Origin of the sequence: Brytella acorum (assembly GCF_029309905.1) — a bacterium.
GTDB classification, from domain to species: Bacteria; Pseudomonadota; Alphaproteobacteria; order Acetobacterales; family Acetobacteraceae; genus Brytella; species Brytella acorum.
This window is the reverse complement of record NZ_JARBJP010000004.1, coordinates 32,018-54,217: the sequence shown is the minus strand read 5'-3', so window position 1 is coordinate 54,217 and position 22,200 is coordinate 32,018. Positions and strand designations below refer to the sequence as shown.

Sequence of the window (22,200 nt, the reverse complement as noted above, 5' to 3'; positions counted from 1 at the left end):
ATCATGATACCGGAAGCACGAGCAGACGAAAAGCGCAGCGGTCGTGTGAACGCAGAATCGCGGATCGGCCAACTGTGTATGGAACGTGGCCTGAAGATGACCGGCCAGCGTCGATTGATCGCACAGGTTCTCTCAGACGCGGAAGATCATCCCGACGTCGAGGAACTGTATCGACGGGCGTCGCAACTGGATGGCAGGATATCGATTGCGACGGTCTATCGCACCGTGCGCCTCCTTGAGGAAAAAGGCATCCTTGAGCGCCGCGACTTCGGTGGTGGGCGCGCCCGTTATGAGGCCAGTGAGCCGGGCACGACGCATTATCACATGATCGACGTCGATACCGGTCGTGTCGTCGAATTCGAGGATGCCGAACACGAGACGCTGATCCGTCGTCTCGCGGAGCGTCTGGGTTTCGATCTCGTGTCCGTCCGACTGGAGCTTTTCGGTCGCCGTGCCGGAGGCGGTGGAGACGCGGCCTCCAAGGAGTCCGGTCATGCCGGGGATGAAAAGGACGCCGAATGACAAACGCTCCGACACGCGCCGATCTGCTGCGCGCGATCGCGCTGGACGAGCCGTCCGCGTTGAAGGGGTCGTCGCACGGCGCATCACTCTCGACACTTGATCTGGAGCGTAAAGGCTTCCCCGAATTGCGTGGGGGCAATCTGGGTGTGCGGATCGCCGCCAACGCGGCCGAGCGTGATGCGGCCCAGGCGCTGCGATATCGCGTTTTCTTCGAAGAAATGGGCGCCGTTCCGGACGAACAGGCACGTCGGCTCAAACGCGACATCGATCCGTTTGACGAAGTGGCAGACCATCTTCTCGTAATCGATCATGAGATCGAGGATGGTCCCGCGGGTGTCGTGGGAACCTATCGACTTTTACGCAGTGATGCCGCATCGCAACTCGGGCGATATTACAGTCAGGGCGAATATGACCTGAGCCCGTTGCTTGAGTTTCCCGGACGTCTTCTGGAGGTCGGCCGCTCATGCGTCGATCGGGCCTATCGCGGTCGGGCGGCGATGCAGTTGCTCTGGCGTGGCATCGCATCTTACATTTTTCTATATCGCGTCGATGTCCTTTTCGGGTGTGCGAGCCTGCCGGGAACGAATCCGGAGGCGCTCGCCGACGAGCTGACCTATCTGTATCACAACCATCTCGCCCCGCCTGCCCTGCGGATTCGCGCGCTCGAAGACCGTTATGTCGACATGCAGCGGGGTGATCCTCACGCGCTGAACCACCGCCGTTGTCTTGCCGGTTTGCCGCCTTTGATCAAAGGCTACCTTCGGCTTGGCGGATATGTCGGGGACGGCGCGGTCGTCGATCACCAGTTCAACACGACGGATGTCGCCATTCTTGTCAAAAGCGAGTTGCTGGCGGACAAATACTATCGGCATTACGAGCGCCGCCTGCGCGACGCGCTTGACTGAGCCTGATTCAGAGCTTCCTCCTTGATCATGAACACGGTTGATCTGCCTTGGCGAGGCTGGCGTCTTGCGGTCGCGCTTATGGCGGCTGGAATTTTCGCGGCCGCCGCATTTCCTCCGCTGTGTTTCGTACCATGTCTGTCGCTAGGGCTCCTGTTTCTCTATCGCTGCGCGGAAGATGCGCCGAACTGGCGACGAGCCGCGCTTTACGGTTTCGTTTTCGGGTTGGCCTTCAACACCGCCGGTCTGTACTGGCTCACGGCCGCACCTCTGACGCGCTGGCATGATTTCTGGTGGGCCGTGCCGCTGGCCGCGCCCGGACCGGCGCTCATTCTCGCGCCCTTTGCCGCCGCGCCCGCCGCCTTGTGCCGCCTGGTACCCTCCGGCTGGCAGCGCGTGTTTCTTTTTGCCGGGAGCTGGACGCTGGCCGATATGGGCCGCGTCTTCCTCTTTACCGGCTTTCCGTGGAATCCGCCGGGCAGCGTTCTCGAACTGCCGGGGCGTGTGGGCGACTGGCTGATTCAACCGGCTGCGTGGATCGGCGTGGACGGCATGACGCTCGCCGTGATTCTGGGGTCTCTGATCGTGTGGCAGGGGCGGAAGTGGTTCGTGACGGTCGCTGTGGCGGTGTTACTGTGGCTCACGGTCGGTATCGTACGGATCCACAACGTCCATCCCCTGCCGATACAGAATCCTGTCGTCGTTCTGGCGCAGGGCAACGTCAGCGAAGGCGATATTCTGGGGCAGAAAGACGCGGTGAACGTCTTCAGGCACTATCTCTCCCTGACCCGCGAGGGCATTGTACGGGCACGACATCTGGCCAGTGAGGAGGGGGCTGGGCGCTCCATTGTGTATGTATGGCCTGAGTCGGCTTTTCCCGGCCTTCTTAACGAAGATCCTCTCGCGCGGCAGGTGATGGCCCAGGCAGCGGAAGGGGCCAGCGGCGGGATCATCGGGTCCGATCGCAGCGACGCGCAGGGGCGCTACTATAACAGCGCTTTCGCTCTGGCCCCGGATGGTTCCATCCTGGACGCCTATGACAAGGCCACGCTGGTGCCGTTTGGCGAATATGCGCCGCGCTTCGTGCCCGTGAAACTCGTGCCCGGCGTTTTGGCGGCGGGCTCCGGCCCCAAGACCTGGCGCTACCCCGGATTCGACGGCGTCGATCCGATGGTCTGTTATGAGGTGATTTTCTCGGGACGCGTGGTGGGACCGGACCGGCCATCCTGGATGCTGAACATCACCAATGACGCGTGGTTCGGCGACACCGCCGGCCCTCGGCAGCATCTGGCGACGATGCGTATGCGCGCCGTGGAAGAGGGGTTGCCGATCGCCCAGGCCGCCAATACGGGCATTACAGCCATTTTCGATGTCACAGGCCATGAACTCGGGCGGATCGGCTGGGGTCAAACGGCGACCTTGGTCGAGGCCGTTCCGTCGCCCCTGGCCCAGACATTTTTCGCGCTGCACGGCAGGGTTGTGCCGATTTTGCTCTCACTGATCTGTGTCGGGTTGTCTTTGACCGGTCTTGGAGGTCGGCAAGGGCGAAAGCATGTATAAAAGGTTAACGTTGACAATCTACGGTTGTTGTATCAATCAAATGATATGACTCAGATTGCCACGAGCGCTCCGCCGACCGTCGATATCGCGAAAGGCCCCGCAGCGGCGGGTCCCGTCGACATCCATGTGGGGCAGAGAATTCGGTTGCGCCGTACCCTGATGGGGCTGTCTCAGGAAAAATTGGGTGAGGCTCTGGGGCTGACTTTTCAGCAGGTCCAGAAATACGAGAGAGGCGCCAATCGCGTCAGCGCCAGCCGTCTTTACGAACTGGCGCGTGTCATGGAAGTCCCGGTCAGTTTTTTCTATGACGGCATGGCGGGCGTGGCGTCGCAATCGGCTCAGCCTCTGAACAGCATGATGGGCTTCGCCGAAGCGCCTTCGACGTTCGGCGGACCGCCGCCGAAGCGCTTGGATGCCTCCTCCGAGGATGCAACGCTTTTCGGTCGCCGCGAAACCATCGATCTCGTGCGGGCCTATTATCGGATTCCGGACACGGCAGTACGGAAGCGCATGTTCGATCTGATCCGGAGCATGGCCCCGTCCGAGGACTGACCCGCGCATTCATTTGCGGTAAGGATGCGTCTTCCGATCACGAAAGGAGCTTCCCTTGCTTCAGGCGTTTCCACTTTTTTCCCTTCATGGCCGACGGGCTCTCGTGACGGGGGCTTCCCGCGGCATCGGGTTCGCCCTGGCGCGGGGACTGGCGGCGCACGGGGCGGCCGTCGTGCTGAACGGACGTGACGAGGCGCGGCTTGATGCCGCCGCCGCCGAGCTTCGCGAGCTGGGCCATACGGTGAATACGAGCGTCTTTGACGTGACGGATCAGGCCGAAGTCCAGACATCCGTGGATGCGATCGAAGCCTCGGTCGGTCCGATCGACATCCTGATCAACAACGCGGGCATTCAGCGGCGTGCGCCTTTGGAACAGTTCAGTCGGTCTGACTGGGACGAACTGATGGCGACCAACCTGAATGCCGTCTTTTTCGTCGGGCAGGCTGTCGCGCGGCATATGATCGCGCGCGGCAAGGGCAAGATCGTGAATATCGGCTCGGTGCAGAGCGAACTCGCCCGTCCCGGTATCGCGCCCTATACGGCCGCCAAGGGGGCGGTTAAAAACCTCACGCGGGGGATGGCGACGGACTGGGCGCGCCATGGTCTGCAAATCAACGGTCTTGCTCCGGGCTATTTCGAGACGGACATGAACCAGGCGCTTGTCCAGGACGAAGCATTCTCGGGGTGGTTGCGCGCGCGCACGCCGGCGGCGCGTTGGGGCAAGGTGCAGGAATTGATCGGCGCCTGCGTGTTTCTCTCGTCGGACGCCTCCAGCTTCGTGAATGGTCATATGCTGATGGTCGATGGCGGTATCAGCGTTTCTCTCTGAAAGCGCTTCCTGAAAGCGCTTCGGGATCGCCCGCGCTCGATTCGCTCCGACGACGGTTTTTCGCGCGTGAGTCGGCATGCTGCTTGCGCGTGGAGGCAAAAATGCTGATGCTGAAAAACGCAACAACGCAACGAGTGCTTCCAAGGCATGCCAGTCCTGTCGGTCGAACACACGACGGTCTATCGTTACCGCCGTCCTGTCGGGTTCGGTGAACACCGGCTGCTGGGGCGCCCGCGCGACACGGTGGATCAACGCCTGATCGAGTGGTCGCTGGACGTCACGCCCGGCGAAGACCGGCTGCGGCACACGCTCGACGCGTTTGGCAACGTGGTGACCCATTTTTCGGTCGGCACGCGGGCGCGTGAACTCAGGGTGGTCAACCGCATGACGGTCGACCACCGGGCGGTCGTTCCCGTGGTGGGCGAGGTCGCGTCCTATGCCCGTGCGTGGCCTTTCAATTATGACGCGGGCGATGTTCCCGACCTTGCTCGATTGCGAGAACCCCTGAGCGATGACGCGGATCATGCGCTCGCGCGATGGACGCGACGCTTCCTGAAACCGGGCGAAACCGGAACGCTCGAACTGCTCGCTGCGATGACGCGGGCCATCCACGATGAATTTTCCTATCGGGCTCGTTTCGAAGAGGGAACCCAGTCTCCCTCTCGCACGCTTGTGCTGTGCAGCGGGACGTGCCGGGATTTCGCGGTGCTCATGATCGAAGCGGTCAGGGCACTGGGTTTCGCGGCCCGTTTCGTGACGGGGTATCTTCATACGCCGCGTGGCGAGCATCATCATGGCGGCGGCGCGACCCATGCGTGGGTCGAGGTCTTCGTGCCGGGACTGGGATGGGTAGACTTTGATCCGACCAACGGGATTCTCGGTTCGCATGATCTTATCCGCGTCGCGAGCGTGCGTGACTGGCGACAGGCCGTGCCGCTCGCGGGGACGTGGACGGGCTTTCCGGCCGATTTCGAAAGCATGGACGTTTCCGTCGTCGTCAGGAACGGGTCTGGCGGGACGGATGCACGGCCGCGCCATCGGGATGAACCGCCAGAGGGACATGTTCGGGCGGAAGCATAAGGAAAGAGCAGGATGCTGATTCGCGCAGGCTATGACATCGTGTTTTCTTCCGAGTATCCGACGCCGTTACTGCTGATGCTCAGCTTGCATCCGAGCCGCGCGGGTGATCTGCGCACTCCCCAGATCATGCGTTTCGAACCTGATGTCGCTCATCACACCTATCTCGACGGCTTCGGCAATGCCTGTACGCGCGTCACGGTGCCGAGCGGAGGCTTGAGGATCCATGCTGAATTTTCCGTCTACGATACGGGAGATCTGGACGACTGCGTTCCCATGGCGCGGCAGCATCCCATCGAAGAACTGCCGGATGACGTGATCGTCTTTCTTCTGGGCAGTCGTTATTGTGAGACCGATCGCCTGTCGGATATCGCTTGGTCCCTGTTCGGGCATGTGGCGTCCGGCTGGGCGCGGGTACAGGCGATCGTCACTTACGTGCATGAGCGGATCCGCTTCGACTACCAGCAGGCCCGCTCGACCCGCACCGCTTTCGAGGCCTTTCACGAGCGCGTGGGTGTCTGTCGCGATTATGCGCATCTCGCCGTGGCGTTCTGCCGGTGCATGAACATTCCGGCGCGGTATTGCACCGGCTATCTCGGCGATATCGGGGTGCCGCTCTGCGACGATCCCATGGATTTTTCCGCCTGGTTCGAGGTCTATCTCGACGGTCGCTGGTTCACGTTCGATGCGCGTCATGACAGGCGCCGCATCGGCCGACTTCTCATGGCGCGTGGCCGCGACGCCACGGACGTCGCGATCTCCACCGCGTTTGGCCCCGCACCTCTGGGCCGCTTTGAGGTGGTGACGTACGAAGAAGATCCCGCCGAAAGCGAAGTGGACGAGTGAGGCTGGACGTCGGGTGAAGGGACGTAAGTGCCCTGGCTGAGTCCTTGGCCTTGGACACCGACATTGGAAGGCGTCCTTTCCATGCGTAATTCGGGATTGTCTTACGCATGGACGGCGGAGCTTTCCTTTCGTGCGTTTTCCTCAGGAGACCATTCAAAACATGACCCGTCTGCCGTCGTTGCGTGTGGCCGTTCTGATCCCCTGTTATAACGAAGAGGTCACGATCGGTACGGTTGTCCGGGATTTCCGGGCCGCACTTCCCGACGCCCGGATCTATGTCTACGACAACAATTCGTCGGACCGGACCGTGGACATCGCACGGGCGGCGGGGGCAATCGTCCGTATCGAGCGCATGCAGGGGAAGGGTCATGTCGTTCGCCGCATGTTCGCCGATGTGGACGCCGATTATTATCTCCTGACGGATGGTGACGCCACGTATGAAGCCGCGGCGGCGCCCCGTCTCATCGCGCGTGCCGCTGCCGAGGGGCTGGACCTGGTCAACGGGGCGCGCGTCACGGATCGCGCCGCCGCCTATCGTCGCGGACATGTTCTGGGGAACAGGGTTCTGACCGGTATCGTCGTCGCGATCTTTGGCCGCCGCCTCAGCGACATGCTTTCCGGCTATCGCGTGTTTTCAAGACGTTTTGTCAAATCGTTTCCGGTCACTTCGGCCGGTTTCGAGATCGAGACCGAACTGACGGTGCATGCCCTCGAACTCAACCTGCCGATGGCCGAGGAAAAGACCGCCTATCGGGAGAGACCCGAAGGGTCAGCGTCCAAACTGCGCACCTATCAGGACGGGTTTCGTATCCTGGGCACGATCCTGAAGCTCATTCAGCGTGAGCGTCCTTTAGGTTTTTACGCGGTCATCGCGCTCGCCTTCTGCGTGGCGGGGCTGGTCTCGGGAACGCAAGTCATTCTGGACTTCATTCGAACCGGGCTTGTCCCGAGACTCCCGTCCGCGGTGCTCGCGACCGGCCTGGAGATGATCGCGGCGCTGTCGCTGGTCTGCGGTGTGATTCTGCACTCCGTTGCCCATGCCCGTCAGGAAGCCAAGCGACTGGCCTATCTGATGTATCCGGTGACGATCAGGGACGAAGAAACCCCTCTGGCCTGAATGCCGGTTTTCGCGGGGCCGTCCTTATTTGTCGCCCTTGATTTCGTGTAGCAGCTTTTCTTCCGCTGACGTGATGGCTGGGGGAGGAGGTGTGGCTTCGCGCGGCGTGACCGGCGCGCGTTCGACGGTCGTCATGAAGCGGTCGGCGAGGGCGCCGTAAAGCGCGCGCTTGCAGAGGATGCGGGACGTGCCGAAAGCCAGGAAAGACGTCGCCATGAGGGCCAGAGTCATCTGCTGGTTGTCGCACATTTCCATGACGATGACCGTGGCCGTCAGCGGGGCCTGAACCACGGCGGAGAAAAAACCGACCGTGCCCAGAAGAACGACCGCGCCGGACGTCGTATGCGGGAGAAACTGCTGGATCCAGCCGCCGATTCCCGCGCCGATGCTCAGGGATGGCGCGAAGAGTCCCCCTGGAATGCCCGAGCAGTAGGAGACGACGGTCGCGAGGAATTTCAACACGAAGAACGACGCCGGATAGTGTTCCCGCCCGTCTATGATGGCGCGTGCCTGCGCGTACCCGGTGCCGTAGGTCATGCCATGGGACATCAGGCCGAGGATGGCGAGGACAAGGCCGCATAAAGCGGCGAAAGCGATGGGTCTCGTGCTGATGAAACGTCCCGCCATGCCGGGAACGCCGCGCGAAAAGCGGATGAGGATCGCCGAGAACGTACCGCCCGTGACGCCACCGATGAGACCGCAGGCCAGCACCGCGATCCATGCCGTGCCGACGGGAACGTCCACATAGGTGTGACCGAAATAGGTATAGTTGCCCATCAGCGCGATGGCCGTGACACCCGACAGGATGACGCCTGTCAGCATTGTTCCCGAGGTGCGCTGTTCGAAGGAGTGGGACAGTTCCTCGATCGCGAACACCACACCCGCCAGCGGGGTGTTGAAGGCCGCCGAGACACCGGCGGCACCCCCGGCCAGAATCGCGCCGCGCTTGATCGTGACGTTGGAATGGCCGAGCAGCCGCGAGAATCCGTGCATGATCGACGCGCCGATCTGCACGGTCGGGCCCTCGCGGCCGATCGAAGCGCCGCAGAACAGGCCGAACGTCGTCAGGATGATCTTGCCGATGGCCACCCGCAATGACAGGACGCGGTTGACGACGGCAAAATTGTCCATGTGCAGGGTGGCGATGGTCTGCGGGATACCGCTGCCCTGGGCGCCTTTGAAGAATTTCCGCGTCAACCACGTCGAGAAGGCCAGTCCGGCAGGCATGACCACGAGCATGACCCACGGTGACCAGTGAACCATGAGCGTGCGTTTCCGCGCGGCCCAGTCCGCGGCGTTGGCGAAGGTCACGGCCGCGATTCCGACAAGAACGGCACCGAGCCAGTAAACGAGCGTGCGCCGCCACTGCGTGGTGGTCACGCGGGCGGACCGGCTCAGATGGCGGATGCGTTGCTGCTGGTGCAAGGGTGAATTCTGTCCCATGTCGATCCATTCAAGGCGCCGGGCCATTCAAGACGCGAGGCGAAAATCGTGATCGGCGCTCGGCTGACACGCCCCGGATAGACCGGTCCTGACAGGTCGGATGGACAGGGGTCAAGTTAAGTGCGGCGGAAAAGCGGAGTTTTGTCAAAAAAACATCATGCTCAGGGCAGAACCGGCACGCCCGTATGCTTGGCCTTGTCGTCGGGCTCGACATGGATGTGTATCACGGCCCGACCCAGTTGCCGGCGCAAAGCATGCTCCACACGGTCACAGATTTCATGGGCATCGTGAACCGTCATGACGCCGGGCACGACGAGGTGGAATTCAATGAAGCTGATGCTGCCCGCGCGGCGGATACGCAGGTCGTGCGCTTCGATGGCGCCGCGCGCCTGCTCGGAAATGACGGTGCGGATGAGTTCGAGGGTCTGGGCGTCCGGCGCTTCATCCATGAGGCCACCTATAGAATGGCGTGTCATTTCGAACCCGACCCGGAGCACATTGACCGCAACCAGAGCCGAAAGAATGGCGTCCAGCCGCAGATAGCCGGTCAGCGGGATCAGGGAGACGCCGACCACGAGGGCGCCCGTCGTCCACACGTCCGAAAGGATATGATCGCCACTGGCCTTGAGCGCGGGAGAGTGACGACGACGTCCCGCGCCGAGGAGAATGAGGCCCCAGGCAAGATTTACGAGGCCTGCAAGCGCATTGAGCGTCACGCCGCGCCACGGTGCGAGAAGGGGGGAAGGATGCTGCCAGTCTTCCCACGCGACGAAGCCGATGCCGATCGCCGTGCCGATCACCAGAACGCCCTCGGCCACGGCGGAGAGGTATTCTGCCTTTTCGTGCCCGTAGGTGTGGTTTTCGTCCGGGGGGAGGGCTGAGACATGCAGCGCCCAGAGCGTTCCGATGGCGGCGGCGACGTTGATGACCGTCTCCAGCGCGTCCGACAGGAGTGCGGCGCTTCCGCTGACATGCCAGGCCAGATATTTCAGTCCCAGCACGATCAGGCTGATCAGGACCGAACCGATCCCGAAGCGCAGTTTGACGCTGTCCTGCATCAGATCGGGGCCGGAGTCGGCGCGCGACACGCCGTGTCGTGTCCGGCACATCCCTCTTCTTCGATCTGGAACGTCGGGTGCGAGATGTCGAAACGCTCGACCAGAAGCCGTGTCGCGTTTCTGAGCAGAGAATCCGGACGTGTCGATCGCGTATCCGCCACGAGATGAACGGTCAGGGCGGTTTCGGTCGTGCTCATCGGCCAGATGTGGAGATGATGCACGCCTTGGACGCCTTCGAGGCCGAGCAGGGCATCCTCGACCCTGTCGGGGTCGATCCCGCGCGGCACCGCGTCCAGCGCCATGTCCAGCGAACCGCGCAACAGCGACCATGTGCCCAGAACGATGACGATCGAAACGAGCAGGCTTACGATCGGATCGAGGATCGTCCAGCCGGTGAAGACGATCACAAGCCCGGAGACGACCACGGCCAGCGACATGAGCGCGTCGGACGCCATGTGAAGGAAGGCCCCCCGGATGTTGAGGTCGCTCTGGCTCCCGCGCATCAGCAGCAGCGCCGTACCGCCGTTGATGAGGATACCGATCGCGGCGACGATCGTGACCGTCCAGCCCGCGACGGGGGCCGGGTGCAGGAGCCGGAGCACCGCTTCCCAGACGATCCCGCCGGTCACGAGCATCAGAAGCATGGCGTTGAACAGGGCGGAGATAATGGTCGAGCGCTTCAGGCCGTAGGTGAAGCGTGTCGAGGGCGCGCGCTGGGCGAGCCGATGCGCCAGCCAGGCGGCCGCGAGGCCCAGGACATCGGAAAGATTGTGTCCGGCATCGGCGAGCAGGGCGAGAGCATGCGCCCAGAAACCCCACAGCGCTTCGGCCATGACATAGACGACATTCAGCGTGATGCCGATGGCGAATGCGGCGCCGTAGCTCGCCGGCTCGTGATGGTGATGCCCGAACAGGCCGTGATCATGATGGTCATGGTCATGGTCATGGTCATGGTCATGGGAAGAGTGGTCATGTCCGTGACCGGCGTCAGGCCCGCAACCTTCATGGTCATGATCATGGGGATGGTCGTGCGTGGCCATGGGCGAAGACTCGAAGCGAGAGGTGGACGGACCGCATAGCGTATTCCGCAGACCGCATACTATAACAGGATCATGTCACGCATGGTGTACCCTGTCGCGGGGGTGAGGCCATGCCGGATGCGGGTGAAAGTCCGATTGTGAACGCGTCGCGTGCGGGCTATCGTTTCGATTATGATATTTCGTAAGATCCGGAGGCATCGCCTCCTGCTTCTCATGCTCTCGGTCGTTCCATGCGCCGCCCCCGTTTCAGCGGCGCCGCCATCATCGGGGCCATTATCGGGACCAGCGGCGCTGGAAGCCCTCGAAGCCGCGCATTACAAGGCCGAGTGGGCCGCCTCGCCGACGGGGGCGACACAGGCCGGGATTCACACTTACGATGACCGGCTCGATGACGTTTCCGACGCGTTCCGCGCAACGCAGGTGGCCAGGCTGCACCGCGAATACGCGGCCCTCGCCGCGCTGGAGACGTCCGGCCTGTCACAGGCCCAGCGTGATGATCGCGAAGTTCTCATGGGCATCATCAGCGGCCAGTTGACCCTTGAAGAAAAAATCCGTCCGTTCCGTCGCATGCCCGCCCAATATGTCGATCTGGCGACCGGCGCGCTTTACAGCCTCGCCTCCCGGGATTTCGCGCCCGCTTCCGACCGGCTGCGCAATGTCCTTGCCCGCGAAGCGGCGATCCCAGCCCTGCTGAAGCAGGCAGAAGCGCAGATCGGGGATGTGCCCGCCGTCTATCTGGAAATCGCCAGAGCCGATCTCGAAGGCGCCATCCAGTTCGTCGGCGGCAACATTCCCGAAGCCTTCGCGGCCGTTCACGATCCGGCCCTGCAATCCCGGCTCAAGGCCGAAACGCGGCGCACGCTGGCGGCTCTGGCGCGGTATGGCGTCTATCTCGAGCATCTGAAGCCCTCAGGCACGTTCGCGCTGGGCCGCGATACCATACGCGCGCTCCTGGCGGCCGACCTGGTGGATCTTCCCATCGACAGCCTCATCGCCGCTGGCAGGGCGCAGCTCGATCGCGACCGGACGGCGTTTCTGGCCACGGAACGCGAAATCGACCCGGCGCATCCTGATCATGCCCTGGACGAGGTGCGGGCCGATCATCCCAGGCCCGAGACCCTGCTGCCCATGGTGAAGGCCCAGCTCAAGGGCCTTCAGGATTATGTGCTCGCCAGGAAGCTCGTCACGCTGCCGTCCCATGCGCTGCCGGATGTCATCGATACGCCGTCTTTCGAGCGCTCCCTGCTCGTCGCGGCCATGGACTGGCCCGGCCCGTTCGAGACGAAGGCGACCACGGCATTCTACGACGTGACGCCGCCGGAAAAGACCTGGACGAAAGCGCGGACCGAGGAACTGCTGCGTGACCTCAACCGGCCGGCCCTGCTCAACATCACCGTCCATGAAGTGATGCCCGGGCATTTCACGCAGGGACTGTATCGCAGCGCCCATCCCGAATGGTCGCTCGTGCGCAAGGCGGCGTCGTCTTATGCGACGACCGAAGGCTGGGCGCATTACACCGAACAGATGATGGTCGAACAGGGTCTGGGCGACGCCAGGCTGCGCCTCATGCAGTTGCAGGATGCCCTGCTGCGCGACTGTCGCTTCCTGGCCTCGTTCGGCATGCACACGCAGGGGATGAGCCTCGCCGACGCCACGACCATGATGCGCCAGCAGTGCTTCCAGTCTCCGGGCATGGCTTACAAGGAAGCCCGGCGGGGTACCGCCGATCCCGGCTATTATTCCTATACGCTCGGCAAGCTCATGATCCTGCATCTGCGCGAAGACATGCGGAAGGCGAAGGGGCCGCGATTCTCGCTGCAGGCGTTTCATGACGGGTTCCTCGGCAGCGCCCTGGTGCCCGTGCGGATCATCCGCCGGGAGATGACGGGGCGGGACGAGCCGCTGCTGTGAGAGCGTTTCACCCGGAGCCTTCTCTTGACAAATGGGGCCAAGCCATGACTTCCAGCCGGGCATGATCCGGCTTACCGAACTCAGGCTCCCGCTCGACCATTCTCCAGAGGCGCTGCGTGCGGCGGTGCTGGAACGCCTGGGCATCGCCCCGGACGATCTGCAAGACCTGCATGTGGCGCGTCGCGGCTACGACGCGCGCCGTCGGGGGCGCATCCTGCTCGTCTACAGCATGGACTGCGTCATTCGGGATGAAGCCGCTGCGCTGGCACGCTTTGCCGATGATCCCCACGTCCAGCCGACGCCCGATACGGCCTATCGCATGCCCCTGGCACCGGCCGACGCACCGCGTCCGGTGGTGGTCGGGGCCGGTCCATGCGGATTGATGGCCGCGCTGATCCTCGCGCAGGCCGGGCTGCGTCCCATCGTTCTGGAGCGCGGCAAGGCCGTTCGAGAACGCACGGTCGACACGTTCGCGCTGTGGCGACGCTCCGTGCTGACGCCGGAAAGCAACGTGCAGTTCGGCGAAGGCGGGGCGGGCACGTTCTCGGACGGCAAGCTCTATAGCGGCGTCAGCGATCCGCGCCATCTGGGGCGGAAGGTGCTTGAGGAATTCGTCAAGGCGGGCGCGCCGGAGGAGATTCTCTTTGTCTCCAAGCCGCATATCGGCACCTTCCGCCTTGTCAGCATGGTCGAGCACATGCGCGCGGAGATCGAGCGCCTCGGCGGCGAATACCGGTTCGAGACCAGGGTCGTCGGCCTCGTGGGCGATCGGGCCGTCGATGGGACGACGACGTTGCTGCGGGCGCTCCGGCTTGCGGATGGAAGCGAACTTGCGGCGTCGCAGGTCGTGCTGGCCGTTGGTCATTCGGCGCGCGATACGTTCGAGGTGCTGCGGGATTGCGGTGTGGCGATGACCGCCAAACCGTTCTCGATCGGCGTGCGCATCGAGCATCCGCAATCCGTCATCGACCTGGCCCGCTTCGGCGACCAGGCGGGGCATGCCATGATTGGCGCCGCGGATTACAAGCTCGTCCATCATGCCAGCAACGGACGCGGCGTGTATTCCTTCTGCATGTGTCCGGGCGGCACGGTCGTCGCGGCGACTTCGGAAGCGGGACAGGTCGTGACCAACGGCATGAGCCAGTATTCCCGGGCCGAGCGCAACGCCAATGCGGGCATGGTCGTGGAGGTGACGCCCGAGCGTGACTATCCCGGTGATGTTCTGGCGGGTGTGGCGTTCCAGCGGCACTGGGAAAAGGCGGCTTTCGTCGCGGGTGGCGGCGATTACAGGGCGCCCGCGCAGCGTGTCGGCGATTTTCTCGCAGGGCGCGCTTCGGTTCACCTGGGTTCGGTCGTGCCTTCCTACAAACCCGGCGTGACCCCGACGGACCTGTCTCTCTGCCTGCCGGATTTCGCCGTCGAGGCCATGCGCGAGGCGCTTCCGCATTTCGAGCGCAAGCTCAGGGGATATGCGATGGAAGACGCCGTCATGACGGGCGTCGAAACGCGGACCTCATCCCCCATCCGCATGGCACGCGACGTGGAGGGGCAAAGCCCCACATGGCGCGGTCTTTTTCCCGCCGGTGAGGGCGCGGGCTATGCGGGCGGTATTCTTTCAGCGGGAATCGATGGCATCCGGGCGGCGGAATGGGTCGCCGCGGCTCTGCGTCGTGCGACGGATCGGGCCTGAAGCCGACGCTGTATGCCCTTGCTGGAAGGCCATGGGTTCCGGCGCGGTCAGGTCTGGAAATTCGCCACCAGCTTCTGGAGTTCCGAGGGGTCGTCCACCAGCATGGCCTGTCGGCGCAGCATATCGCAGGTCTCGAGCGACAGGGAGCGCACCATCTGCTTGACGAGCGGCAGGGCGCTCGCGGTCATGGAAAACGAGCGCAGGCCAAGGCCGATCAGGAGGGCCACGGCGCGCGGGTCCGACGCCAGCTCGCCGCAGACGCAGACGGGTCGGTGCGAGCGCAGGGCCGCGTTCGCTGTCGTGCCGATCAGGCGCAGGATCGCCGGATGCAGGGCCGAGTAAACGTTCGAGTCCAGGGCCCCGCTGCGGTCGACGGCCAGCGTGTACATGGTGAGGTCGTTGGTGCCGATGGCCAGAAATTCGGCCTGATGAACCAGGATGTCGGCCGTCATCGCCGCGGCGGGCGTTTCGATCATGATGCCCAGCGGTGGCAGCTTGGTCGGCAGCTTGATGCCGCGCCTGCGCAGACGTCGCGCGACTTTTTCGTAGATTTCGCGGGCTTCACGGATCTCGGACAGGGCCGTCACCATGGGCAGCAGAACGCGGACCGGGCCATGCAGGGATGCGCGCAGGATGGCGGCGAACTGGGTTTCGAGAATGTCGGGGTGGCTGAGCAAAAGACGCAGGCCGCGCATGCTCAGCATCTGCCCGTCTTCCGGCATGCCGTAGCCCAGTGCGCGGAGCCGGTCGATGCCTTTGTCGCCGCCCCAGTCCAGCACGCGGATCGTCACCGGATGATTTTCCATCCCGCGCACGAAAATGGCATAGGTCTCGTATTGTTCCTCCTCGTCGGGCATGTCGCCTTCGAAAAGGAATTCGCTCCGGAGCAGTCCGATGCCCTGGGCCCCGCTCTGATGCACGGGCGGAAGTTCGGTGGTGAGTTCGACATTGGCGAGAAGCTCGATGTCTTCGCCGTCGGTCAGGCGCGCCGGAAGACGGCGCAACCGACCAAAGCCACGACGCAGGCGCGCCTCTTCTTCCATGGCGGCACGGGCGGCGGCGAGCGTCGTCGCATCCGGATTGATGAAAACTTCGCCACTCGTGCCGTTGACGACGACCAGATCGCCATCCTGCAACAGGGTCGCGAGGTGCGGGACGGAGAGCACGGCCGGTATGTTGAGCGCGCGCAGCATGATCGCCGTGTGGTCGGTCGTGCCTCCGCTTTCCGTGATCACGGCGGCGAAATGCGACGGATTGACCAGCGCGGCATCGGCGGGCCGAAGCTGCTCGATCGCCAGGGCGCAGCCATGAGGCAGATGTGAAAACGTGCGGAACGATACGCCGCTGAGATTACGCAGCAGTCGCCGCGCGATCTCGCGAAATTCACCGGCGCGACGCGTGGCGGCTTCGCGTTCTTCTTCGGATGTGTCGTCCTTCGGGCCGGTCTGGTGCGCGAGCGTTTCGCTCTCCTCCTTCACGGCGGCCTCGGATGTCAGACCTTCTTCGAGAATGCGCGCGCGCGCGGCGCGGATCAGCCTGGAGTGACCCAGCATACGCTCGTAAACGTCAAGGAGTGCTCCGATTTCCTCGCGGCCCTCGGCCGGGAAATTTTCGAGCTTGCTACGAAGTTTGGCGAGCTGGCGCTGGGTCCGCGCGACGGCGTCGTCGAAGCGGGCACCCTCTTCTTCAGGGGAGGTGCTTGCATGCGTGTGGATGATGGCGGGAAGCGGTTTTTCGGACGCGAAAGCCACCGGTGCGATCACGATGCCCGGGCAGACTCCCTTGCCGTGGAGTACGCGCATGGGGCGACCGGGGACGGACTCGAGCGGGAGTGCAAGCGCTTTTGCTCGTGAACGACTTTCAGTCACGTTCGCCGAAGCCGTCGGCGATCAGTGCGGCAATCGCCGAGATGGCGTCCTCGGCCTGCGGACCAGTGCCGGTCAGGGTGACATGTTCCCCTTTGCCCGCCCCCAGCATCATGAGACCCATGATCGAAAGGGCGGAAACGCTCTGCCCGCCGCGGGCGACCTCGACTTCGGCGTCATATTGCTCCGCCGTCAGCACGAGTTTCGCCGACGCCCGTGCATGCAGGCCGAGCGGATTGACGATTTCCACAGTCCTGCAGGTCTGGATGTCGGTCATGAAACGGCGTGACGCAGCGGGATCACGTTGGCGTTCATTCCGCCGCGGCTGTCCGCCCCCAGAAGAGGGGATGCGTGAGGCGCGAGAGCTTCGGCGATGGTTTCCTCGCAGCATTTGCCGCCCTGAAGACAGGATTGCGGTAACTCGGACGCGGCGGCGATATATTTGCGCCCGGCGCTGGTCGCCAGGGCGATGCACGAGGCGAGATCACGATGCTCGCGGCTTTTGACGAGCTTGACCAGCATGGGCATGTTGACGCCGGCAATGACCTCCACATGGTCGGGCTCGCGGACCGAGAGGGCGAGATTGGAGGGCGTGCTGCCGAAAATATCCGTCAGCAGCAGGACGCCTTCGCCGGTATCGACCGCATGGACCGCGTCGAGCAGGGCCGGACGCAGCTGTGCGATCTCGTCCTCGCGCTCGACCGGGACACTCAGAAGCTGGGTCTGCGGGCCAATGACGTGCTCGACGGTTTCGCGCAGGGAATCGCCAAGATGGCCATGGGTGATGAGGACGATGCCGATCATCCGGTCGCTCCGGTGAAATGGGCCCGTCGCGTCAGCCGGGCAGTTGCCAGACAGGGCGCAAAAGGATTGCGGGCGAGATATCGGAAGAGCTGCGACGGGTTCAAGTGGTTTCGGTCCGGGCTGTGTCGATCGTCTGGTCCTGTCGAGGCGGACGTGCCCAGCGCCAGGTGCTCCGCCCCTGACGGGCGAGTTCCCGATGCATGACCACGATTGGCTCGTCTGGCAAGACCGACTCGCGTTCCGAGGCCAGCGTGTCGGCCACGGCTTCGACGAGTGTGACAGAGCGGTGCTGTCCGCCTGAGCAGCCGATGGCAACGGTGGCGTGCTTTTTCCCCTCCGTTACGAAGCGGGGCAGCACGAGACGCAGCAGGGCGAGAATCTGATCGAGAAAGGTTTTGTAATCAGGGTCCTGCCCGACGAAGGCCTGAACCTGCGGATCGAGGCCTGTCAGGGGCTTGAGAACCGGATCGTAATGCGGGTTGCGCAGGAAGCGCGCATCGAAAACGATGTCGGCTTCGCGCGGAAGGCCCGCGGGGTAAGCGAAGGACATGAGCGTGACGGTCAGCGATTCGCCGTCTCGCATATTGCCGAAACGCGTCTCGATCAGGCGGCGCAGATCGTGGGGCGGCAGTTCCGACGTATCGATGATGAAATCCGCATGGGCACGCAGGGGGGCGAGAAGAATCGTTTCCTGAGCGATGCTCGATGCCAGTCCGGGGGCCGCATTGGGAGCGTTGTCCAGCGGATGGCGCCGACGCGTGGCCGTGAAGCGACGAAGCAGCACGTCGGTCTCGGCGGTGGCATAGAGCAGTTCCGCGCGACAGTCCGGCCGGGCCCGGAGCCGTGACAGCGCGTCCAGAACGGCCTGAGCCTCGAAACCGCGCGTGCGGACGTCAACTCCTACGGCCAGTGGCTGATCGCTGCGCGAGACGAGCGTGTCGACCATGTCGAGCGGCGGGTTGTCGACGACCTCGTGACCCAGATCCTCGAGGATGCGAAGGATTGACGACTTCCCGGCGCCCGAGAGACCGGTCACCAGCAGAACGCGACGCAGACTGTCTCCACAGGTTTCCGGAATCGTGATCATTTCCACTTCCAGAGTGGATGATCTGCCAACGAAATGTCGCAATCATGATGCATCGTATGAGACTAGCCTCATTCGGTTACGGGTGGGAACGGTGTTGACGCAGAATTGTCACCGTTCGCGCCCGTCAGGAGTTCATGGCCGCACGATGCTTCGCAGTTAGAGAGGCATCGTAGCGTGGTCCGGATGATCGCGACGGCGCCCGCGTGCCGGGGATCGAGGTTGATCGACACGACCCCGCTTTCCGGATGACGTTGTTCCGTGGGCAGACGCGTGCTGTCCGGGCTGGATGAGAGCGCGACGTGCAGTCGAACCCGCACGGGGGATGCGCGATGGGGAAGTCTCACGATTCCGACCCCCCGTATTTCCATCAGCCCGGCAATCGAGTCCGGGACGCTGGCCAGACCGTTTTCAAGGATGATCCTGTCATCGGCAACCAGATCGAACCCGGCGTCGATCAGCCGCAACAGAAGATCGCTTTTGCCGCTGCCCGGCGCGCCCGTCAGGATGACCGCTTCCTCTCCGAGCGCGGCGCAGGAAGCATGAATGGTGCGCCGTTCGATCATCGGAAATTAAAAACCCCAAAAACGGAGGCGGAAAAGGCAAATAAGGATCTCAAAGTTTCATTATTTGGTGCAGATTCCCAAAAATTATCGACTTGTCTTGAGGTTGCACGACGAAAAAGATGGATCAGGGCGTGTTTCACGCGTTTGGCACGGCGTTTGCAGAGTGTCCGGCAAGCCTGGCAATTCAGCCGAGGCGAGGCTGGAAAGGCCAAGACCATGTTCCGCTCCTCTCTTTTCGTCGCCGTTCTTGCTGCTGCGTCTATTGCCACGCCCGCGCTCGCGCAGGATGGCGTGGACGCGAACAGCAAGGCGATCGACATCACCAATGTGGATCTCAGCGATCACGCTTCATGGAAGCAGCTCGATCGTGAGGTCGACCGTACCGCCCATCAGATCTGCGCGCGTATCACGGGCAGTTCCAGCCTTTTTGATCCGGCTCTCGAAGAGTGCGAGAAAGAGGCCCGTCAGAATGCCCGGCAGCAGATGTATGCGGCGCGCGCGCGCCGACAGGCGAGTGCGGATACCCAGGTCGCGACGGTTCTCACCCTGCCGCGCGGATGAGATGTGGGAACGCGACCAGGCGTTATCCCCGATCGGCGCGCGGAAGTCGGATGACAAATCGCGCGCCGGTGACAGCACCGTTCGGGTCATGCTGGTTCTCCGCTTCGAGCGTACCATGCAGCGCCTCGATGATCTGACGGCTGATCGCAAGACCCAGCCCCGAATGCTGGCCGAAATGCTCTGAATGAGGCCGCTCCGAATAGAACCGGTCGAAGATATCATTCAGCTTGCCCTCCGGAATCCCCGGCCCTTCGTCCGTCACCGTGATTTCGACGGTCTGACCCTCTTCGGTCGCCTCCAGCGTGATGACTCCGCGAGGCGGCGAAAACGAAATGGCGTTGCCGATCAGGTTGCGCAGGACCTGTACGAGACGATCCTCCACGGCGAGCACGAAAACAGGGCGTGGTTCCGCCCCGTTGACGAGGCGCAGAATGGCATCCTCTTCCTTGCGTGTCGTCTGGTGCATTTCTGTCAGAATGGCCAGAAGGGCGGCCACGTCGATCGCGGTCGGTCTTGTGCGTGACATTTCCGCATCCAGGCGGCTTGCATCCGAAATGTCGCTGATGAGGCGATCCATACGGCGGACATCGTTGCTGATGATCGCAAGCAGACGCGACTGGCGCTCGCGGTTCTCGATCCGGGGCAGGGTTTCGATGGCCGAGCGGATCGATGAAAGCGGGTTTTTCAGCTCGTGGCTGACATCGGCGGCGAAGCGCTCCGTTGAATCCATGCGCCCCCACAAGGCAAGGACGCTCCCGCGCAGGGCGCGGGCCAGCACGCCGATTTCGTCGCGCCGCACCAGCATGCGTTCCGGCACCGAGTCCACCCGGCCGCTATCGTCACGCATTTCGTGGGATGCGCGCGCCAGACGCAGAAGCGGACGCGCGATCGTTCGGGACAGATACCAGGACACCAGAAACGTCACGACCAGGGCTGCGAGAAACAGCGAGAGAATGGAGGAGCGCACCGCGAAGAGCGAGCGGTCCACTTCCTGGGCCTGACGTGTCAGCTGGATGACGCCTACGGTCTGGCCATCATGGATGACGGGCTCGGCGACCGTGATGATGAGCTGGTGGTCGCGTGTGCGGCGGATATAGGGCGCGGCTTCCGGCAGGCCCGAACGTTCTCCCGTGTCGGAATTGGGCGGCGGCGGGTCGCTCGGCGCGTCCAGCGTGACGATCCCCTCGCGTGAACTCAGAGGCAGCAGGGAGAGCAGCCATTCGTAGAAAATTTCCACCACATTGTCGCGCGGGGGATGCCAGCCTTCGGGTGCGCTGTCTGGGGTGGGCGGAAGATCCTGGCTCCTGATCTCCTTGCCGAGACCCGTGCCCGAGACCGTGTCCGACACGGAAGGCGCGGGTGTTTCGCGGCGGCGGCGGCGGCGAGCGAGGACGGCTTCGTCGCGACTGTCGGCGACAAGCTTGCCGTCGGGGCCGACCAGTCTGGCATGGGCGTTCGGGCTGGGTTCGGTCAGGCGCAGGAGCAGGGGGCGGGCGAGGGCATCATCCAGCATGAATTCGCTGCCGGGAAGCGGATGGCGATCGGGCGTGCGGATCACCGCGTTCTGGCCGAGCGCGTTGGCATAGATATGGGCCTGCTCGCGCAGCGCGCCGACCTCGGTTTCGAGCAGGCTGTTCTGGAAATCGTTGAGGAAAAGCAGCGTTACGGCGAGGAGGGCGAGCGGCAGCGTGTTGATCAGCATGATTCGCCGCATCAGCGGCGAGGAGAAGCGCGGGCGTCGGTGCTCGCGGGTATAGGCGGTCAGCCGCCTTCGCCCCGCTTGCGCCAGGCGTTGCAGATAGGTCCGGATCGGCTGGAAAGGCTGCCGCTCAGGCGAGTCTCTCAGGAGTTTTTCGCGCTCCCGCACAGGCATCAGTCTTCCTTGTAGCGATAACCGATGCCGTAGAGCGTTTCGATCTGGTTGAAGTCGTCATCGACCTGCCGGAACTTCTTGCGGACCCGCTTGATGTGGCTGTCGATCGTCCGGTCATCGACATAGATGTTGTCGCCATAGGCCGCGTCGATGAGCTGGTCGCGTGATTTCACCATGCCGGGGCGCAGCGCAAGCGCCTTGACCAGCAGGAATTCCGTCACGGTCAGGGGGATGTCCTTACCGCGCCACAGGCACTGGTGGCGTGTTTCGTCGAGCGTCAGGCTGCCGCGGAGCAGGGCGCTCGCGGCGGTCCCGACGCCACTGGCCTCGGCGCGGCTGGATTCCTGCCGACGCAGGAGCGCGCGGATGCGCTCGAGCAGGAGGCGTTGCGAAAACGGCTTGGTGATGTAGTCGTCGGCGCCCAGACGCAGCCCCATGAGCTGATCCAGTTCCTCGTCCTTCGATGTCAGAAAGATCACGGGCAGGGCCGAGCGTGCGCGCAGGCGTTGCAGCAGCTCCATGCCGTCCATGCGCGGCATCTTGACGTCGAGCACGGCAAGGCTGACGGGGCGACTGGTGATGCCCTGCAGGGCGGCCTCGCCGTCGGTGTAGGTATGGACGGTAAATCCCTCGGCCTCGAGCGCCATCTGCACCGAGGTCAGGATGTTGCGGTCGTCGTCCACGAGCGCGATGGTATGTTTTGTCGTCTCCATGACGGGCGCATCCGATGCTTAAGAAGTGCTCAAGAAAGAGGGGCCGGAAATCCGGCCATGCGATGGGGCCGGAGATCGGGGACCGTCAGCCGGGTGAGGATAATCGGGTTGGTACAGAAGCCAAGAGGGATTAGCCAAAGGAGATTGACCAAAAGGGGGGTTGGCATCTGACGATTTGCCGCCACCT

General features: G+C 63.4%; 21 protein-coding genes. 11 read left to right on the top strand and 10 right to left on the bottom strand.

All coding sequences use genetic code 11. The annotated features are described in order from the left end of the window. Positions 1-3 precede the first annotated feature (3 nt). From PWM43_RS08575 to PWM43_RS08540, 8 genes are all read left to right on the top strand, one after another. Positions 4-522 (top strand): Fur family transcriptional regulator, encoded by a 519-nt coding sequence (locus PWM43_RS08575; RefSeq protein WP_289842083.1) that lies wholly within the window; start codon positions 4-6, stop codon positions 520-522. Further along, positions 519-1,427 carry a GNAT family N-acetyltransferase gene (locus tag PWM43_RS08570; protein ID WP_289842082.1) on the top strand — a complete coding sequence of 303 codons (909 nt, stop codon included), beginning with the start codon at positions 519-521 and terminating at the stop codon, positions 1,425-1,427. Before PWM43_RS08575 ends, PWM43_RS08570 begins: the two co-directional genes overlap by 4 nt. 27 nt (positions 1,428-1,454) lie before the next feature. Continuing rightward, positions 1,455-2,984, top strand: a complete 1,530-nt coding sequence (lnt, locus tag PWM43_RS08565; RefSeq protein ID WP_289842081.1) for an apolipoprotein N-acyltransferase — start codon at positions 1,455-1,457, stop codon at positions 2,982-2,984. Between the two features lie 45 nt (positions 2,985-3,029). Then, positions 3,030-3,536: a helix-turn-helix domain-containing protein gene (locus PWM43_RS08560; protein WP_289842080.1), complete on the top strand. Its 507-nt coding sequence runs from the start codon at positions 3,030-3,032 to the stop codon at positions 3,534-3,536. Positions 3,537-3,591: 55 nt separating this feature from the next. Beyond that, on the top strand, positions 3,592-4,365 hold the full coding sequence (locus PWM43_RS08555; RefSeq protein ID WP_289842079.1) for an SDR family oxidoreductase: 774 nt from the start codon (positions 3,592-3,594) through the stop codon (positions 4,363-4,365). Positions 4,366-4,512: 147 nt separating this feature from the next. Then, complete coding sequence (locus tag PWM43_RS08550; RefSeq protein ID WP_289842078.1) at positions 4,513-5,445, top strand: transglutaminase family protein; 933 nt, start codon at positions 4,513-4,515, stop codon at positions 5,443-5,445. Positions 5,446-5,457: 12 nt separating this feature from the next. Further along, positions 5,458-6,288: a transglutaminase-like domain-containing protein gene (locus PWM43_RS08545; RefSeq protein ID WP_289842077.1), complete on the top strand. Its 831-nt coding sequence runs from the start codon at positions 5,458-5,460 to the stop codon at positions 6,286-6,288. 160 nt (positions 6,289-6,448) lie between these two features. Continuing rightward, a complete protein-coding gene (locus PWM43_RS08540) occupies positions 6,449-7,405 on the top strand; it encodes a glycosyltransferase family 2 protein (RefSeq protein WP_289842076.1) in 957 nt (318 codons plus the stop codon). Positions 7,406-7,429: 24 nt separating this feature from the next. Here PWM43_RS08540 and PWM43_RS08535 read toward each other — a convergent pair whose 3' ends face one another. The 3 genes from PWM43_RS08535 to PWM43_RS08525 form a co-directional block, all read right to left on the bottom strand. Beyond that, positions 7,430-8,848: a chloride channel protein gene (locus PWM43_RS08535; RefSeq protein ID WP_289842075.1), complete on the bottom strand. Its 1,419-nt coding sequence runs from the start codon at positions 8,846-8,848 to the stop codon at positions 7,430-7,432. A gap of 161 nt (positions 8,849-9,009) precedes the next feature. Next, the gene (locus PWM43_RS08530; RefSeq protein WP_289842268.1) at positions 9,010-9,906 is read right to left on the bottom strand and encodes a cation diffusion facilitator family transporter; all 897 of its coding nucleotides are present in this window, start codon (positions 9,904-9,906) and stop codon (positions 9,010-9,012) included. Continuing rightward, positions 9,906-10,946, bottom strand: a complete 1,041-nt coding sequence (locus PWM43_RS08525; RefSeq protein WP_289842074.1) for a cation diffusion facilitator family transporter — start codon at positions 10,944-10,946, stop codon at positions 9,906-9,908. Before PWM43_RS08525 ends, PWM43_RS08530 begins: the two co-directional genes overlap by 1 nt. A 171-nt stretch (positions 10,947-11,117) precedes the next feature. On the opposite strand from PWM43_RS08525, the gene PWM43_RS08520 reads away from it, so the two are divergent. Together PWM43_RS08520 and PWM43_RS08515 are read left to right on the top strand one after the other, a co-directional pair. Then, positions 11,118-12,857, top strand: a complete 1,740-nt coding sequence (locus PWM43_RS08520) for a DUF885 domain-containing protein (RefSeq protein ID WP_289842073.1) — start codon at positions 11,118-11,120, stop codon at positions 12,855-12,857. 61 nt (positions 12,858-12,918) lie between these two features. Then, positions 12,919-14,547 carry an NAD(P)/FAD-dependent oxidoreductase gene (locus PWM43_RS08515; RefSeq protein ID WP_289842267.1) on the top strand — a complete coding sequence of 543 codons (1,629 nt, stop codon included), beginning with the start codon at positions 12,919-12,921 and terminating at the stop codon, positions 14,545-14,547. Positions 14,548-14,594: 47 nt separating this feature from the next. Here PWM43_RS08515 and ptsP read toward each other — a convergent pair whose 3' ends face one another. The 5 genes from ptsP to PWM43_RS08490 all read right to left on the bottom strand — a co-directional run bounded on the left by ptsP (position 14,595) and on the right by PWM43_RS08490 (position 18,866). Then, positions 14,595-16,415, bottom strand: coding sequence for a phosphoenolpyruvate--protein phosphotransferase (gene ptsP / locus PWM43_RS08510; RefSeq protein ID WP_289842072.1), 1,821 nt, complete (start codon positions 16,413-16,415; stop codon positions 14,595-14,597). Then, positions 16,408-16,689, bottom strand: a complete 282-nt coding sequence (locus PWM43_RS08505; RefSeq protein WP_289842071.1) for an HPr family phosphocarrier protein — start codon at positions 16,687-16,689, stop codon at positions 16,408-16,410. The genes ptsP and PWM43_RS08505 overlap by 8 nt, the downstream gene beginning before the upstream one ends. Further along, positions 16,686-17,216, bottom strand: a complete 531-nt coding sequence (locus PWM43_RS08500) for a PTS sugar transporter subunit IIA (RefSeq protein ID WP_289842070.1) — start codon at positions 17,214-17,216, stop codon at positions 16,686-16,688. Before PWM43_RS08500 ends, PWM43_RS08505 begins: the two co-directional genes overlap by 4 nt. A 100-nt stretch (positions 17,217-17,316) precedes the next feature. Continuing rightward, positions 17,317-18,303, bottom strand: coding sequence for an RNase adapter RapZ (rapZ, locus tag PWM43_RS08495; protein ID WP_289842069.1), 987 nt, complete (start codon positions 18,301-18,303; stop codon positions 17,317-17,319). 68 nt (positions 18,304-18,371) lie between these two features. Next, positions 18,372-18,866: an HPr kinase/phosphorylase gene (locus tag PWM43_RS08490; RefSeq protein ID WP_289842068.1), complete on the bottom strand. Its 495-nt coding sequence runs from the start codon at positions 18,864-18,866 to the stop codon at positions 18,372-18,374. Between the two features lie 216 nt (positions 18,867-19,082). Here PWM43_RS08490 and PWM43_RS08485 point away from each other — a divergent pair, with 216 nt between their 5' ends. Continuing rightward, complete coding sequence (locus PWM43_RS08485; RefSeq protein ID WP_289842067.1) at positions 19,083-19,427, top strand: UrcA family protein; 345 nt, start codon at positions 19,083-19,085, stop codon at positions 19,425-19,427. A 22-nt stretch (positions 19,428-19,449) separates the two neighbouring features. Here the strand turns inward: PWM43_RS08485 and PWM43_RS08480 are convergent, their stop codons facing one another. Both PWM43_RS08480 and PWM43_RS08475 read right to left on the bottom strand, forming a co-directional pair. Next, a complete protein-coding gene (locus tag PWM43_RS08480) occupies positions 19,450-21,300 on the bottom strand; it encodes an ATP-binding protein (protein WP_289842066.1) in 1,851 nt (616 codons plus the stop codon). Then, the gene (locus PWM43_RS08475) at positions 21,300-22,013 is read right to left on the bottom strand and encodes a response regulator transcription factor (RefSeq protein WP_289842065.1); all 714 of its coding nucleotides are present in this window, start codon (positions 22,011-22,013) and stop codon (positions 21,300-21,302) included. The genes PWM43_RS08480 and PWM43_RS08475 overlap by 1 nt, the downstream gene beginning before the upstream one ends. Positions 22,014-22,200: the final 187 nt, after the last annotated feature.